The organism is Pedobacter sp. 01N310 (genome assembly GCF_056399805.1).
Map to the genome: position 1 here is coordinate 1 of NZ_JBFTSB010000012.1, position 17,412 is coordinate 17,412.

A 17,412-nucleotide genomic window follows, 5' to 3' on the forward strand; every position below is an offset into this window, starting at 1 on the left:
TCTTTAGTCTTGAATAAAAATATTCAGGTGCCTATATCGGTGGTGTCCACCTCTTCCCATTCCGAACAGAGAAGTTAAGCCCACCAGAGCCGATGGTACTGCGGTAACACGTGGGAGAGTAGGTCGGTGCCAGATCTTAAAAGAAACCCCTTGACGATGAGTCGAGGGGTTTTCTTCGTTTAAAAGCATTTTATAGTCTATGCCGTTCATTTTTCCAACATTAAGGAGTTTAAAAAGGGATAAGGTTCTGTTCCCGCAGATTACGCTGATTTGCGCAAACCTGATCTCCCCTGAGTTTTACACCTTCCGTCCCAGGTTAAATAGCCCTGATGGCAGTGGAAATCCCTTTTGGTCAGAGGTAGATTGTCTGTCCCAAGGGGCTTCCAAAAAGGATTGCAGCGGACAGCAGGACGGAACCCGACCTACATGTTACTGCTATTGCGCTCCAGATCATCAAAATGAAGGGTTCTGATTAAGTACTATTGGCATAGCTCCAGATGATTTATTTATACCATTAAGGAGTGAAGAGACGTTAAGGAACTGTTTACGCTGATCTTCCCTGAGTTTTACACCTTCCGTCCCAGGCAGGACGGAACCCAACCTTATAGATTGCTGTCATTGCGCTCCTAATAATAAACCCGTAAGTAAGCGCTCTATATTCTTTGTGTATAATAAATAAAACCATTTGTGCCAATGTTGATAATTTTAGCCACATTTAAAACTGATTTAGCGCTAAATGTGTTAATATCATAAGGTTTGCCACAATATTTGGTTATCTTTGTTTTTAACAAAAATATAAGTATAAGTAATGAGTTTTTTTGCAGATAAAAGAAGGGAAGTAATGTTGCATATTGAAAAATATATGCTGGAGTCGATGGGAACTTATTTGAAACCAATCGATACCAACTGGCAACCTTCTGATTTTTTACCAGATTCTACTAGTGAAACATTTTATCAAGATGTGAGAATTTTGAGGGATAACGCAAAAGATCTTTCTTACGATTTAGTGGCCGTTTTAATTGGCGATACCATTACTGAAGAAGCTTTACCAACATACGAATCGTGGTTAGCCATGGTTGATGGACATAGTAGGGACGAAGAAGGTGGTTGGATGAAATGGGTTCGCCACTGGACTGCAGAAGAAAATCGTCATGGTGATTTGTTAAATAAATATTTATACCTATCAGGCCGTGTAGATATGCGCCAAATGGAAATTTCTACGCAATATCTTATCGCTGATGGTTTCGATATTGGTACCGGGCATGATCCATACCGTAACTTTATCTATACTTCTTTTCAAGAATTGGCTACCAATGTATCGCACAGAAGGGTAGCTTCTTTAGCTAAAAAAGACGGTGATACGTTATTATCTAGAATGTGTGGTGTAATTGCGTCAGACGAGGCCAGACATGCAAAAGCTTATAAAGATTTCATGAACCGTATTTTCGAGGTTGATCCTAACGAAGCAATGTTAGCTTTTGAAGATATGATGCGTAAGAAAATTGTAATGCCAGCCCATTTCTTACGTGAGGTAGGTTTGAAAATTGGCCAAACATTTGGTCACTTTACAGATGCCGCACAACGTTTAGGGGTATATACTGCAATTGATTACGTTGAAATTATGCAACAGTTGATTGAAGACTGGAAAATTGAGGGCATGCGTGATTTAAACGAAGCTGGTGAAAAAGCCCGCGATTATATTATGGCTTTACCTTCGCGTTTATTACGTGTTGCAGAGCGAATGAAAAACCCTACTATAGATTATAAATTTACCTGGATTGCTGGATAACAGCAAATAAGATATATAGAAGCCTTCCGATGTAAAATCGGGAGGCTTTTTTTTGTGTTGCGTATCGTCATTTCCTGAAAGTGCAGTCCCAAACTTTCTGGAGAGAGATCTATCTTAATAGATTTAGTTTCGCCCAGCACTTCGTGGTTCTCGGCTGCGTTGCACTCTGCTCGAAATTACGGCTTCTTGCAACTTGCTATCGCCGTTTCAATTTTTTTGAATTAAAGATGATCTCTGTTTAATAATAAATATCTCCCTGTTTGGCGAAGTTGAATCCATTTTTTAAGACCTGTTTTTGGGTAGTTGAATCCCAAAGCAATGGGTTGGTGTGATTAAAATGGATTAGGAAGATTTTATGCTTAATGGCAATATCCTCTTTATCAAATAAATCTTCTGTTTCTGTTACCAGTGGGTGTGGTACTTCTGAAATAGGCCTATTACCCAGTTCTGCATTGGTATAAAATGTAGCATCAAGCATGGCTACATCAACTTTTTTTACTTCTTCAATGATATTTCTGTCCCATTTGCTCCACTTATCGATATCTGGAATGAAAAGGTACTTTTTAGTAGGTGTTTCTATTTTAAAACCAGCAGTTTCTGAATATTCATCACGATGGGGTACTGTAAATGCGGTAATCTTATTTTCTGTTATATCGATAGGGTTATCGGCTTTAAGTTCGATAAGGTTTATATTTTTTAGCATAACGAGCTGGCTCCAAGGGCCGTTTTGAGTTAAGAAAGATCTGAATTTTGGGAGCACATAAATATTCAGGTTACGTGTAGCCATTACTTCTCTACCGAATTCCATTAAACCTGTATAATGACCGATATGGCCATGTGTGATAAATATACCTTCGGGCAAGTAAGGATAAACTTCATTCGTTCTTTTTCTGAAATCCTGCAGTTGGGCTTTAATATCAGGAGTAGCTTCAAAAAGCCACCATTTTTTGGTTTTAGGATCTACCAAAGCAAGTGAAACTACATTTCTTCTTAACTTTTCATCTTTCCATGCCATTTTACAGCAATTTTTCTGGCAGCCCATGTGCGGGTAGCCGCCATCCTGGGCAACACCGAGTACCATGATAAAAGAAGACGCTGGCATTTTCTGTGCCCAGGTTTGGATCGAAAAGCCAATTATGAAAAATAATAATATTGCTCTCATTTACATGTTTCTTCTGTATTGGCCGCCAACTTCATAAAGTGCTTTACTAATCTGTCCTAATGAACAAACCTTACAGATCTCCATGAGCTGTTCAAAGATGTTGTCGCCGGCAATAGCCGATTTTTGAAGTTGTTTCAAGAGATCTGTTGCACGGTCTGCATTACGGTCCTGAAATTTTTGCAATGCCGAAATCTGATATTGTTTTTCATCTTCTGTAGCTCGGATTACTTCACCAGGAACAATAGTAGGTGAACCATTCTTGTTTAAAAAGGTATTAACGCCTACAATAGGATATTCACCTGTATGTTTAAGCGTTTCGTAATACAGACTTTCTTCCTGAATTTTTCCGCGCTGGTACATCGTTTCCATCGCACCCAATACCCCACCACGATCGTTGATGCGTTTAAATTCGGCAAGCACAGCATCTTCTACCAGATCGGTTAATTCTTCAATGATAAAGGCACCCTGCAGTGGGTTTTCGTTCTTGGCCAGGCCCAATTCTCTGTTGATGATCAATTGGATGGCCATGGCTCTCCTAACAGATTCTTCTGTAGGCGTTGTAATGGCTTCATCGTAAGCATTAGTATGTAGCGAATTACAGTTGTCGTAAATGGCATAAAGGGCCTGTAAAGTGGTACGGATATCATTAAAATCGATTTCCTGTGCATGTAACGAACGGCCAGAAGTTTGGATATGGTATTTAAGTTTCTGCGAGCGGTCATTTCCCTTGTATTTATTCTTAATAGCTTTAGCCCAGATTCTTCTGGCTACGCGACCGATAACGGCATATTCCGGATCGATTCCATTGGAGAAGAAGAAAGACAGGTTAGGGGCAAAATCATCAATGTGCATGCCTCTGCTCAAATAATATTCTACAAAGGTAAAGCCATTGCTTAAAGTAAAGGCAAGCTGCGAAATTGGATTGGCACCTGCTTCGGCAATGTGATAGCCCGAAATAGATACGGAATAGAAATTCCTTACTTTTTCATCGATGAAATACTTTTGGATATCGCCCATCATCCTTAAGGCAAATTCTGTAGAAAATATACAGGTATTTTGTGCCTGATCTTCCTTTAAAATATCGGCCTGAACGGTTCCCCTAACTGAGCTAATGGCTTTTGCCCTGATCTTGGCATAAATATCGGCAGGTAAAACCTGATCTCCTGTAAGGCCCAAAAGCATTAAACCCAAGCCATTGTTTCCTTCTGGTAATGTACCATTATAGGTTGGTCTCGGTATATTTTTTATGCGATAGATTGCATCAATTTTAGCTTCAACCTCTTTAGTTAAATCGTTTTCGATAATGTATTTTTCACATTGCTGATCGATTGCAGCATTCATGAAAAAGCCTAACAACATTGGGGCTGGGCCGTTAATGGTCATGGATACCGAAGTGGACGGCGCACAAAGATCAAAACCCGAATAGAGTTTTTTAGCATCATCCAAAGTGGCAATACTTACACCCGAGTTTCCGATTTTGCCATAAATATCGGGACGAATGTGCGGATCTTCTCCATAAAGGGTAACAGAGTCAAAGGCAGTAGATAGACGGTGCGCAGGTTGACCTAAAGAAACATAGTGAAAACGTTTGTTAGTTCTTTCAGGACCACCTTCTCCTGCAAACATCCGCGTAGGATCTTCGCCTTCTCTTTTTAAAGGGAATACACCTGCCGCATATGGAAATTCGCCTGGAAGGTTTTCGGTTAACAGCCACCTTAAAATATCGCCCCAATCTTCATATCTCGGTAGTGAAACTTTAGGGATATTCAGTTTTGAAAGTGATTCATAAAATAAAGGTTGTTTAATCTCTTTATCGCGGACTTTATAAATGAAAAACTCTTCTTTGTAAGCTCTTTTGGTATCTGGCCATTGGCGCAATAAACGCCTGCATTCGCCATCTAATTGTTCTTCGAAGAAAGAGTATGTTGCATTTAAGTTTTTTAACACCGCGTCTAGTGAAGACCCTTGTAGGAGGGGGGAATTAATATCACCAGCTAAATCGATTACACCTTTCAACTGGTACATTTTCCGGGCAATGGTAGCCTGTTTATCTACCCATTCGTTATACGTTTGGCTAGCTTCGGCAATTTCTGCCAAATAACGGATGCGATCAGGGGGTATGATGTAAATTTTCTCTGATTGATCGGAAGTGAGTTCCATTTTGGCTTTGAAATCCGTTCCGGTTTTTACCCTGATCTGCTCCATTAAGGCAACAAATAGGTTATTCATGCCCGGATCATTAAATTGTGATGCCATAGTTCCATAAACTGGAATTTCGTCATCCTTCGCCTCAAAAATATTGTGGTTGCGTTTGTATTGTTTGCGCACATCTCTCAGTGCATCTAATGCACCTCTTTTATCAAATTTGTTAATGGCTACCAGATCAGCGAAATCCAACATATCGATTTTCTCCAACTGTGTAGCTGCACCAAATTCTGGGGTCATTACGTATAGGGAAACATCACAGTGTTCGGTAATTTCGGTATCTGATTGGCCAATGCCTGAGGTTTCTACAATAATTAAATCGTAACCAGCGGCTTTGCAGATATCGATACTTTCCTGAACGTTTTTGGATAGTGCAAGGTTGGCCTGCCTGGTGGCTAAAGAACGCATGTAAACCCTCGGGTTATTGATGGCATTCATCCGGATACGATCGCCCAATAAAGCGCCACCGGTTTTTCTTTTGGAAGGATCGACAGAGATAATCGCTAAGGTTTTATCTTTCACTTCTACCAGGAAACGGCGGACAAGCTCATCTACCAGTGATGATTTTCCGGCTCCGCCCGTTCCGGTGATGCCTAAAATAGGAGCGGTGTTGTTTTTGGATAGTTTTTTTAATTCGTCTACAAATTTTTGTGCGCCTTCGGGATCATTTTCTGCAACGGTAATGGCCCCAGCAATGGCTTTAATATCTTTTGTAGGAATGGTTTCGAGCTCGTTAGTAATGCTGGCTTTGGTGATGAAATCGGTTTGGATCAGCATATCATTGATCATGCCCTGCAAACCCATCTTACGGCCATCATCTGGAGAGTAGATTTTAGAAATTCCATAAGACTGGAGTTCCTCTATCTCTGAAGGCAAGATTACGCCACCGCCACCTGCAAATATTTTAATATGGCCTGATCCTCTTTCTTGCAAGAGATCGTACATGTATTTAAAGTATTCAATGTGTCCGCCTTGATAAGAAGTCATTGCAATGCCCTGAACATCTTCCTGAATGGCACAGTTTACCACTTCATCAACCGACCTGTTGTGCCCAAGATGGATCACTTCAGCCCCTGAAGATTGGAGGATACGGCGCATAATATTAATGGTTGCATCGTGTCCATCAAAAAGGGAAGCGGCGGTTACGAAACGGATTTTATTTTTAGGCTTATATATTTCTACTTGTTGCATACGATAGGATTTAAAGGATCAGTGTGCTCAAACGACCAATCCTTGTCCAAATATATTTGGTATGCAAATGTACTAAAATAAGGAGTTTAAATAGCGAATACCCTATACCATTACGGCTTTTGGTTCAGCTATAAATCCTGCCCGAATTGCAGTAAATAACCGTTATTATCGTAAATGGCAAACTCCCTCATGCCATAGTCAAAATCATCTAGCGGATAACAGATTTCACATTGATCTTTTAAACTTTCCCAGAGGGTTTCTACCTCGTTTGTATTGATATAAAGCGAACCGCTCATAATTGATTTAGGGATATTGTGATGCTTGTTTGGAGAACAAAACATAATTTCGATCTCATCTTTTCGGAGGGTTAACCAAGTCAGATCGTCAAGTTTTACATCACAAGTGAAGTTTAAAACTTCTGTATAAAACTTTAATGTTGCTTGCATATCATGCGATTCGAGCATGGGTGTAAGTTTGGTTGCAATGTATGTTGACATGATCTAAAATAAAGAAAATAGGAAATTTTATCAAGTTATCGTCATTTCGAGGGATAATTTACTGCATAAAAATCATTACGGATGACAGCGTAATTTAAAGGAAATGACTCTCCTCAAATGGTCGTCATTGCGAGGAGGCTTTTTCAGCCGACGAAGCAATCTTACAACTATCGCTAGTAGCGAGCACTTTAAGATTGCTTCGTGCCTCGCAATGACGATACTTTTTAGGGACCTATCACTGTTGATTTAAAACAAAAAAACTATGCTGATGAGCATAGTTTTTTTGTTTTATTTATTGGTGATTTCGGTGATCGGTTCTCCAACGTTACCATTTGGCATTTGAATATGGAGTAGTGCCGCTAAGGTTGGTGCAATATCAGTCATGTAATGTGTTTTATTGGATGCTCCAGCTTTGATTCCCCAGCCCATAAAAACCAATGGAATGTGCGAATCGTATGGGTTCCAGTTTCCGTGTGTGGTACCTGTGCTACCACCGTTAAACCAGTTTGGTTGTAAAACATAGTAGATATCGCCGCTTCTGCGCGCATTGTATCCATTGGTAATCATCTTTTTCTGGATTTCCTGAAGTGTGCTTTGCGATATTTTAGCAATATCAACTGCATTTTGGAAACCGTCTAATCTTTTTAAGAATTCTACAGATGCCGATTTAATTACATCAAAACTTACATCACCTTTATCGGTTTTATCATGATCGAAAATGATCTGATTGTTCTGAGATTTTAAAACCACATTGTTTACTTTAAATTTATCATTTAAGTAAGCATTTAATTTGTTTGCGATATCACGGTCACTCACTACGCCCGAAGGCAATTTATTTTCTTGCATAAAGCCTGGTACATGCGCAGCACCATGATCGGCAGTTAAAAATACCGTGTAATTTCCTTTACCTACTTTTTTATCCAGGTAGTTGAAAAACTCTTCGAAATCTTTATCCAAACGTAAATAAGTATCTTCTGCTTCTACTGAGTTCGGACCATAAGCATGACCAACATAATCAGTAGATGAGCAACTTACCGCTAAGAAATCGGTAATGTTATCTTGTCCTAAATTTTCAGAAAGGATCGCTAATTTGGCAAGATCTAACGTGATGGTATTACCATAAGGCGTGCTTCTGATGGCATCGAAGTTTTTATCAATATTTTGGGTGAGCTGATGAGGGAATGTGCTCGCTTTGCCTTCGTATGCTTTCTCATCTGCTGTGCTATTAACATAGGTATTCATTGGATACAATGTTTCCCAGTTTTTTGCATAGAACTTGTTTGCCAATTTCAATTTATTGTAATCGGCAATCCATGTTGGCACTTCTTTCATGTAATAAGTACTGGTAATCCAGTTTCCGGTGCTACCCTGATACCAATATGCTGCATTTGCCGCGTGGCCAGCAGGAAGGATCGACCCCCTATCTTTTAATGAAATACCAATTACTTTACCTCTAAAATTTGTAGCTAACCTCAGTTCATCGGTTATGGTAGTGGTTAGCATATTTTTTGGCGACATATTTCCTTCAGAAGATGGGTTACTGCCTACAGTTGATACAGAAGAATCCTCTGTACAGTACACATTCTTTTTGGTTTCAGGATCGTACCAATCGTTACCAATAATGCCATGAACTGCCGGAACAGAACCTGTATAAATGCAGGTATGGCCACAGGCCGTATAAGTTGGTGTATAAGGAATAAAAGTATTTTCTACAGAAAAACCTTCATTAATTAATCTTTTAAAGCCACCATTGGTATAGCGGTTATAGTAGCGATATAAATAATCCCAACGCATTTGATCAACCACTAAGCCAACCACCAATTTAGGGCGGGCCACCTCGGCAGGGAATGCTTTAGGTTGTGTTGTGGAAGGTTTTTTAGTTTGGGCTGAGGTGAGTGCGATCGAAAAAATAGAAATGGAAAAGATTAGACAGGATATTTTCTTCATTGTGTTTTAGTTAAAGGGCTAAAGTAATAAATTTAGGTAAAGCTACTTTGAAGTTTGTGTAAAGATTTTATATCGCTTCGGCCACTACAAATGTACTTCCGCCAATAAAAACCAGATCTTTTGAATCGGCAGATTGAATAGCCTTTTCTTTTGCCTCGATTACCGATGCATAACTGTTTCCATTTAAGTTAAATGTTGCAGCCTGTTCTTTAAGTTCATCCGCTGCTAAACCACGTTCTAAATCTGGTTTGCAGAAATAATAAGTCGCATTTTTAGGCATCAAGGATAAAACTTTCGAAATATCTTTGTCCTTAACCATACCAAAAACAACATGTAAGTTTTGATAAGGGGTTTGTGCGATGTTTTTGATTACCTCGGCAATGCCAGCTTCATTATGGCCGGTGTCGCAAATCACTAAAGGATTTTTACTCAAGGTTTGCCAACGCCCCTGTAAACCAGTTTGCTTTTTAACCTGGCTTATTCCTTTATAAATCGCTTCCTGATTGATTTTAATTTCTGTTTTCTCGTTAAGTACAGCGAGGGTTTCTACAACGGTTAAAATGTTTTTGTGCTGATAAACGCCGGTAAGATCGCTTTGAAGATCCTTGTATTTAATTTCACTATTCTGATAAACAGATAGGGAAAGTTTATTGTTCCTGATCTTAAAATCCTGAGCCCTTAACTTCGCATCAGCAAAAACAATTGGAGCACCTACTTCTTTTGCCTTACTGACAAAAACTGGAGCAGATTCTGCTTGTGTTTCGCCGATTACAACCGGAATATTCCTTTTAATGATGCCTGCCTTTTCACGAGCGATTTCGGTAAGCGTATTGCCCAGCATATTCATGTGATCAAGGCTGATATTAGTGATGACCGAAATTTGCGGTGTAATGATATTGGTCGAATCTAACCTTCCACCTAAACCCACCTCAATTACGGCTACATCAACCTCATGTTTGGCAAAATGATCGAATGCCATGGCAACGGTTACCTCGAAAAATGAAGGCTCGGTTTTTTCGATCAATTTTTCTTGATCTTTTACGAACGATACGACTTCAGTTTTACTCATCATTTTTCCGTTGATGCGGATGCGTTCGCGGAAATCTTTCAAATGGGGAGAGGTGTACAATCCTGTTTTATATCCTTGCGATTGCAGTACCGAAGCCAGCATGTGTGAGGTAGAGCCCTTTCCATTTGTACCCGCCACATGGATACTTTTAAATTTATCCTGCGGATTATCCAGTGCTTCGCAAAGAATGATGGTATTGGTTAAATCTTTTTTGAAAGCGGATGCGCCAACACGGGTAAACATGGGGAGTTTACTGTATAAAAAATCAAGCGTTTGTTGGTAGTTCATAATTTGCATCAAATATAAGTTGACTGGAGTTATTATGAAATGAAATGGGTAGATTTTATTAAACCTAGTATTCTAAGTTTTTAATATTAAAGTTAGGTGATTACTTTAAAAGTGTTTTATAGCAATTTAATTTGTAAGGTTATGTTGTTATATTTGCCGATATTTAACGGTCTCAATAATAGTGATTAATAAAATTAGTCTAATTCTCTTCGTACTCCTATCTTGTTGTTTCAAACTTGCAGCTCAAACTTTTTATGTAAGTTCTATGGATTATTCTAAGGGGGCAAGCGACCTTTACAAGGTTGAATTTACAAGTGAAGGGGTAAAATCTACAAAAATAGTGGGATGTTCACCTGGTGATCAGTATTTTTCAATCGCAATGAACAGGAATAATTTGTTTTGGTTCAGAAATTCAGAAATATACACTGCGGATGTAAAAGAGAACAGTATTGAAAATTGCAGGCGTTTATTTTTAGGTATGTCTGGCTCAAATTCACTTACCCTTGGCGCGGATAATAAGTTATATTATTGTTCTGGTTATTTATTCAGTACAGATATTAATACAGGAAAATCAGAGGCCTTAGGTTTACTGAATTATTCACCTACAGGAGATGTCTGTTTTTATAAAAAAGATCTTTACATGGCAGCATACCAAGGGATAGTGAAGATTAATGTTAAAGAACCTAATAAAAGTACCCTTCATATTCCATTGCCTTCAAATATAGTGCTTTATGGGATCGTTAGTGTTTCAACCGGCACCAGAAAAAACACAGTTTATGGATTGGCTAATTCTGGCTCCCAAACCAATATTATCGAGTTTGATATAGAAAACCAAAAAATGGTTGGTGTAGTAGGAACGCTTCCATATACAATCCTTGATGCTGCAAGTATGGTAGAAGATGGAAGTATTATAGGAATAGAACTAGAGAAAGTAGACATTATCCAAGATTGCATTTCTGGTAATACTGCCAATGTAGATATTATCACCGCTCCACATATTGAAGATTTTACCTATACTTTAAACGGAGTTACCAATACAACAGGTAAATTTGTTGGTTTATCAAAAGGACAGTACACCCTTTCAATCAGTTCTGCTTCTGATTCATACTCGGCAACAGTGGATGTTCCTGAACTTAATTTATTAAAACCAATTTACAGCTGGCAGATCAAAAATCAGCTTTGCGAAACCCTTGGTGAAATTACTTTTAATACTCCTGAACAAAACAGCAGTTATCAAATCAGATACAATGGAAAGTTGTATCCTTTAAATAGTAAATTCTCTAATTTAATAAGTGGTAATACGAGTCACTTTGAAATTGTAAATAAATATGGATGCAGGGTTGATGAACAGGATCTTGTTGTCGGACGTGATAAATGTAAAATCCAATTCGATAAGGCTGAGGTAAAACAACAATGTGATGTTTTTCACAAAGGAATAATTAGTATTTTAACAAAGCCACATTTAGCAGCTTATACTTATACGTTAAATAATGATTTAAGCAATACCACCGGAATATTCAAAGATTTAATTCCCGGCCCCTATCATATTAAAATTATTTCGGATGAAGATCAATTAGAAACCGACATAATTGTGCCAGATTACAAGCAACTACAGCCAGAGTTTTCTTTTGCTAAAATAAATCCAGCTTGTGCCGCTAAAGGAAATATTCAATTTAATGCTTTTGCCGGTAGTAATGATTATAGGATAAAATTTAAAAATGATGTTTTGCCCTATGATCATCAATTCACTAACCTGGAGATAGGTAACTATCATTTTGTTGTGCTGAATAAAGATAGCTGTTTAATTGATGAGTTTGATGTAGAATTGGTTTACGAACCTTGTCCAATTGTTATCAATAGCATCGAGATGCTTGCCGAATGTAATGTTCTTGGAAAAGGCTTTATAAAAGTTAATTGCCCACCAATTCCAGAAACCTATACATTTACACTTAATAATTCAGTATCAAATAATACCGGTGTTTTTAATATGCTTGATCCCGGTAGTTACACAATTGAGGTTAAAGCATCTGGTGGTGCGCCAGCAGCATACAGGACTATTGAAGTACCTGATTATTCTTTAACTAAACCACTTACAAAGATTAATGCTAAGAATCCTGCTTGCGATCTGAAGGGAGAAATATCATTTTCAATAGGTAGTAATTCATCTGATTATAATGTGAAATATAAAGGACTAGTTTATCCGGGCAACCATATTTTTTCAGATTTAATTGAAGGAGATTACAGTTTTACCATTTTAAAGCTTAATGGCTGTATTGTTGATGAATTAAATAAAAAGCTAGTATACGAACCCTGTCCAATTGTTATCAATAGTATCGAGATGCTTGCCGAATGTAATGTTCTTGGAAAAGGCTTTATAAAAGTTAATTGTCCACCAATTCCAGAAACCTATACATTCACACTTAATAATTCAATATCAAATAATACCGGTGTTTTTAATATGCTTAGTCCGGGGAGCTACGATATTGAAGTAAAAGCATCTGGTGGTGCACCAGCAGAATATCGAACTGTTGTGGTTCCAGATTATTCGTTAACCAAACCCCATTCGATTGTTAATGCTAAAAATCCTGTTTGCGATTTAACTGGGGAAATCTCATTTTCTATTGGTAACCGTTCAGTTGATTATAACATCAAGTATAACGGAGTAGTTTATCCAGGTAATTACGTTTTTTCGGGTTTATACGAAGGTAACTACACCTTTTCGATACTCAAACTTAATGGTTGTATTGTAGATGAGCTAGATGTTCGTTTAGAAACAGAAGCCTGTAACGACATTTCATTTCCGAATGCTTTCAGCCCCAATTCGGATAATATAAATGATGATTTTAAAGCGAAAGAGGGAAGTAGGGCTTTTAATTTTCAGATGCAGATTTTCGATAGAAGGGGAGTAGTTATCTTTTCTTCAAATAAATTATATGACGCTTGGAACGGTGATTATAAAGGACAGCCAGTTCCCGTAGGAGTCTATTTTTGGGTGGCATCGTTTACAACTCAGGAAAATAAAAGAATAATTAAAAAGGGATCGGTTACCTTGATTCGATAGCTCGTTAAACTATGTTGATTAATTACTTAAGCGAGTAATTTGTTAGGGTGTTGGATATGCTGTTAGATGTTACCATCTGACCGATAATCAGGTTATAATTGTTTGTCGAAAATTTTGAGGAGATAAGTCTTCTGTCAGATAGTAATATCTGACAGCACAATAAATGATAACGCAAAAAAAAATGGTCTGTGAAGACACAGACCATGGATATTTTTTTTATTTCACTTTAAAGTTGAACATTACAATCCCGGTTTGTACATCGGGAGCTGATTCTAATTTGTTTAAGCTCGCACCTAATACCGCCTGCTCACATTTCCGCCAAAGTGCTAAATCAGATAGGGTAGTGCCTTTTGCACCTGCACGGGCCTGAACCACTTTACCATTTTTATCTACGCGGATTTGAACGGCAATTTTTCCTGCACTTTGTCCATCATCCTGAATTCTAGGGATATCGATGAATTTTCTACTGGCTAATGATAACTGTACATTGCCATTTCCAGAACCACCTTCTCCATAATTTGATGCCAATGGATCGCCATCTTTATCACCTTGGTTTCCTGGTGTTTTTCCAGTTCCATCTCCCTGACCCTGACCAGTATTTTTTTTGCCTTTGTAAAGTGCGTTTTGATTAATCACCGGTTTAGACGGCTTATCTTCAGTTACCGGAGTTGGTGCTGCAGTAGTCGGTTTTGTAGGTTTGGTATTTACGGCAATGGCATCTTCCGTATTTTGTGTCTGAATTTCCTTTTCAGTATTTTCGGTAGCGGTAGTTGGGGTCACTTTTTCTTCCGGCGTTACCTTATCAGGCGCTTTACCATTGGCATTTGGATCTGCCGATGGTTCTTCAATGCTGGTATAATCATCGCCCATTCCTTCTGCTGAAGTTCCATAATTTACAACCATACCACCCATACCCACTTCTTCAGGTGGCTGGAACGAGCCAATCACGATAAAAAAGCTGATCAACAATAAAAAGCCCATAATTCCGCTTGCTATGGCAATGGCCTTAGGGTAATTATTTTCCTCGTTAGGTACGTTTTGTGCTTTGTAGTTCATTATTTTTTAGGCTCAACGGCTACAACAAGTTTTAATTTTAATTTATTGGCAATATCGTTTACCACAAATCCATCCTGATAAGTCACGTTACGCGATACATATAAAAGAATGGTCATATCAGGTGCCAATTTTTGGTATGATGCCAATGTTGGCTCTAATTCTTCAATGCTAACTGGTTTCTTTTCAACGAAATATTTTAAATTTTCGTCTATCGTAACGGTAACTGCTTTCTTGGCGGTCGATTGCTGTCCGCTTGATGATTGTGGCAACAACAATTTAACCACGGTAGGATTTACCACGGCAGAGGCCAATAAGAAAAATAGCATCAGGAAGAACATAATATCGTTCAACGCTGAAGTATGTACTTCTACCGACCCTTTTGTTCTTTTGCGTAAATTCATTATTTGCCTGGTTCTTCTAGTAAATCAATAAAATCAATTGCATCGGTTTCCATTTTAAGGATGATTTTTTCGACCATAATGTTTAAAATGTGATACAGTACGTAAGCGATAATACCGATAATCAGTCCGGTTGCAGAAGTAATCATTTTGGTATATAAACCGCCGGAAATGGTTCCTATTTCAATCGCACCTTTTATTGATACCTGGTGGAAAATGGTAATTACCCCCACAATTGTACCTACGAAACCAAGCATTGGTGCAATACCTGCAACAATACCCAATATACTGATGTTCTTCTCTAATTTAGAAACCTCTAATTTACCAACATTTTCAATCGCGCCTTCAATATCTTTAATTGGGCGGCCAATGCGTTTTAAACCTTTTTGCAACATGCGCGAAAGGGGAGAGTTATTATTTCTTAAAAGCGACATTGCGCCCTCTAAATTTCCAGATTGGATATACGACCTGATCTGACCCATTAGGTTCGATTCGTCTTTGGTTGCTTTTTTAATGGTTAAATAACGTTCAAAGAAAATAACTAAGGCTAACAATGCTAAAAAAGCCAATGGAACCATTACCCAGCCGCCTTTAAAAAGCAGATCGATAAAATGTAGTTCTGGCTGTGGTTGTGTTACTGCTTGGTTAACCGCATTTGCTGTGTCTTGTAATGCTTGTGTGGTGTCCTGAATTAATAAAGTTATCATTATGGTTGTGTGTTGTTAGATTTTTGTTGTACGAAATATCCTTTTCCCTTTAGTTTTTTCTGTAAAATATCTTTCTGTTCTTTAGCTTCCTTTTCAGTTGTAAAACTCGCTATACTTACTTTTTTTAAACGGCCGGGTACTTTTGCGATTTCAGCATTTAAACCGATTTTTTCCATTTGCTTAATAAACACAAGTGCTTTTTTCTCTGATTGAAAAGATGCTGCAATAACGTAAAACGTAGAAGGACCAGTGTTTGGTACAATTTTATTTTCTTTTGGTGTTTCTACAGTAGGTTTAACGGCAGGTTTTGCCGCTACTTTTTTAACCGTATCTGCTTTTTTCTGAACCTGGTTGGCTTTTAAAATGCTATCTGTTTTGGCTATAGAATCCTGTTTTGCTTTTAGGGTATCAACAACAACCTTCGGCGAATCGACAATTACTTGTGCCGGTTTTACTGCTTGGGCTGTTTCACCAGTAAATAATTCTGGTTTAACCAAATAGGTTATCGCTGCAATAACAGCCAAAGCTAACACTGCAATTGTAATCATCAACCAGGTAGACATACCTTGTCGCGTTTCGTCACCATGTTCAATTGGATCGTGACCAAAACGGTTAGGATGCTCTGCATGTTGCTCTTTTATAAATGCAGGGGCCTCAATTACAGGTTCTTCTTTTTTAGCTTCGTCTTCTAAATTGATGTATGTTTTAGGTTCCTCCGTTTCCGACCTAAGCGAGAAACGGCTCGAAGGTTCAGTTTGCGAGACAACTGTTTCTGGTGCCTTCACGGTATTGATTTCTTCAGGAGCTGAGGCATTTTCTGTAGCAATTACTTCGTCTTGTGCATCGTCAGATTCAGGTGTCTCAATTGTCTGATGTTCGGAAGCGATATTTTCTACTTCCGGTTCCGGTACTTCTGCTTCTTCAGTAGTATTTGCTACTTCTTCTATTTCTTCTTGTATTTCAGCAGATTCAGGCGTTTCAATAGCAGGTTGTTCAGTAGCAATATTTTCAGCTTCTGATTCAGGAACTTCTACTTCTTCAGGTTCGGGATTAGTATTTTCTACCTCTTCTTTAGGTGTATTTTCAGCAGTATTTGCTTCATCTTGTGCTTCAGCAGATTCAGGTGTTTCAATTGCCTGATGTTCGGCGGCGATATTTTCTACTTCCGATTCTGGTGTATGACCAAAACGGTTAGGATGTTCTTCATGCTGTTCCTTAATAAATTCTTGTGCTTCAACAATTTCTTCTGAAGGAGTTTCTGAATGTTTTAAAGTGTTTTTAAGATCATCTTTAACTTCATCCAATTCTACATTTTCGATTACCGGAGCCTGGTATGACTTATTCTCAAATGGTGATGGTACCACCGGTGCTTCAGCAATTTCATCGTAAACTTCTTCCTCTTGTTGAGGTGAATCAGTTTTTATTTCCTCAATTACGGTTTCTGTCAATGATGGAAGTCCGTAAAATTCAGAACCATAGTTCATGTTTTTGACCGGTTCGAAACCTAATCCTTGTTCGGTAAAAAATAAACGGCCAGTATTTTGAAGTTCGGCCTCATGGTCTAATTCTAATTTTTGATTTACTTGTTCAACAAACTGGGCAATGTGATTGCGGGCATCATCGTTGGTGCTGTTTGTTTTAGCCGAAATAAAGTTGGCTAAAGCGTCTTCTTCTGTTACTTCTGCTGAAAATTGCAGCGTATATCCGGGAGGCAAAAACGTTTGTTTTTCCTTATCGTATCTTCCTGGGTATTTCTTTTTATAAAAGGTGCCCAAGCCGGTAATACCAACTTCTTTGCGTTGCTGCAAGAGTTCTAATAGGTATGATAAGATATCCATTCGGGTAAAATTAAGCGTTTAAAATTAAAAATTATATTCTACCTTCAAATAGTGTCTATGGGTGCTATTACACATCCTATTCCAAAAAGGGGACAAAAACGAGTACAGTTTTGTTATTTTAATCATGAAAAAAAATCACAGTTTTCTAAACCTATATCTGTATCCGTGCAAAGATAACGGTTACAAAGATAGAAATGGTATGCT

Annotated in this window: 11 protein-coding genes and 1 rRNA gene; 3 read left to right on the forward strand and 9 right to left on the reverse strand. The window is 38.2% G+C overall.

The genetic code is table 11. The features are described 5' to 3' along the window. The first annotated feature begins 23 nt into the window (after window positions 1-23). Together rrf and AC1DNH_RS19655 are read left to right on the forward strand one after the other, a co-directional pair. Window positions 24-135, forward strand: a 5S ribosomal RNA gene (gene rrf, locus AC1DNH_RS19650). Window positions 136-808: 673 nt separating this feature from the next. Next, window positions 809-1,789 carry an acyl-ACP desaturase gene (locus tag AC1DNH_RS19655; protein WP_440826554.1) on the forward strand — a complete coding sequence of 327 codons (981 nt, stop codon included), beginning with the start codon at window positions 809-811 and terminating at the stop codon, window positions 1,787-1,789. Between the two features lie 238 nt (window positions 1,790-2,027). Here the strand turns inward: AC1DNH_RS19655 and AC1DNH_RS19660 are convergent, their stop codons facing one another. The 5 genes from AC1DNH_RS19660 to AC1DNH_RS19680 all read right to left on the reverse strand — a co-directional run bounded on the left by AC1DNH_RS19660 (window position 2,028) and on the right by AC1DNH_RS19680 (window position 10,148). Further along, window positions 2,028-2,951, reverse strand: coding sequence for an MBL fold metallo-hydrolase (locus AC1DNH_RS19660; RefSeq protein WP_477609649.1), 924 nt, complete (start codon window positions 2,949-2,951; stop codon window positions 2,028-2,030). Next, complete coding sequence (locus AC1DNH_RS19665) at window positions 2,952-6,347, reverse strand: methylmalonyl-CoA mutase family protein (protein WP_477609651.1); 3,396 nt, start codon at window positions 6,345-6,347, stop codon at window positions 2,952-2,954. Between the two features lie 128 nt (window positions 6,348-6,475). Next, the gene (locus tag AC1DNH_RS19670) at window positions 6,476-6,844 is read right to left on the reverse strand and encodes a VOC family protein (RefSeq protein ID WP_477583864.1); all 369 of its coding nucleotides are present in this window, start codon (window positions 6,842-6,844) and stop codon (window positions 6,476-6,478) included. Between the two features lie 288 nt (window positions 6,845-7,132). Next, window positions 7,133-8,791, reverse strand: coding sequence for an alkaline phosphatase PafA (gene pafA, locus AC1DNH_RS19675; RefSeq protein ID WP_477625590.1), 1,659 nt, complete (start codon window positions 8,789-8,791; stop codon window positions 7,133-7,135). A gap of 67 nt (window positions 8,792-8,858) precedes the next feature. Then, window positions 8,859-10,148, reverse strand: coding sequence for a bifunctional folylpolyglutamate synthase/dihydrofolate synthase (locus AC1DNH_RS19680; RefSeq protein WP_477582751.1), 1,290 nt, complete (start codon window positions 10,146-10,148; stop codon window positions 8,859-8,861). Window positions 10,149-10,413: 265 nt separating this feature from the next. On the opposite strand from AC1DNH_RS19680, the gene AC1DNH_RS19685 reads away from it, so the two are divergent. Further along, window positions 10,414-13,209, forward strand: a complete 2,796-nt coding sequence (locus tag AC1DNH_RS19685; protein ID WP_477582752.1) for a T9SS type B sorting domain-containing protein — start codon at window positions 10,414-10,416, stop codon at window positions 13,207-13,209. A 216-nt stretch (window positions 13,210-13,425) separates the two neighbouring features. Here the strand turns inward: AC1DNH_RS19685 and AC1DNH_RS19690 are convergent, their stop codons facing one another. Genes AC1DNH_RS19690 through AC1DNH_RS19705 form a run of 4 tightly spaced genes read right to left on the reverse strand, consistent with a single transcriptional unit; the run spans window position 13,426 to window position 17,208 of the window. Next, window positions 13,426-14,265 carry an energy transducer TonB gene (locus tag AC1DNH_RS19690; RefSeq protein WP_215130675.1) on the reverse strand — a complete coding sequence of 280 codons (840 nt, stop codon included), beginning with the start codon at window positions 14,263-14,265 and terminating at the stop codon, window positions 13,426-13,428. Then, window positions 14,265-14,666: an ExbD/TolR family protein gene (locus AC1DNH_RS19695; protein ID WP_025144642.1), complete on the reverse strand. Its 402-nt coding sequence runs from the start codon at window positions 14,664-14,666 to the stop codon at window positions 14,265-14,267. The genes AC1DNH_RS19690 and AC1DNH_RS19695 overlap by 1 nt, the downstream gene beginning before the upstream one ends. Beyond that, a complete protein-coding gene (locus AC1DNH_RS19700; RefSeq protein ID WP_029279915.1) occupies window positions 14,666-15,370 on the reverse strand; it encodes a MotA/TolQ/ExbB proton channel family protein in 705 nt (234 codons plus the stop codon). The genes AC1DNH_RS19695 and AC1DNH_RS19700 overlap by 1 nt, the downstream gene beginning before the upstream one ends. Then, window positions 15,370-17,208, reverse strand: a complete 1,839-nt coding sequence (locus tag AC1DNH_RS19705) for an HU domain-containing protein (protein ID WP_477585457.1) — start codon at window positions 17,206-17,208, stop codon at window positions 15,370-15,372. Before AC1DNH_RS19705 ends, AC1DNH_RS19700 begins: the two co-directional genes overlap by 1 nt. Window positions 17,209-17,412 lie beyond the last annotated feature (204 nt).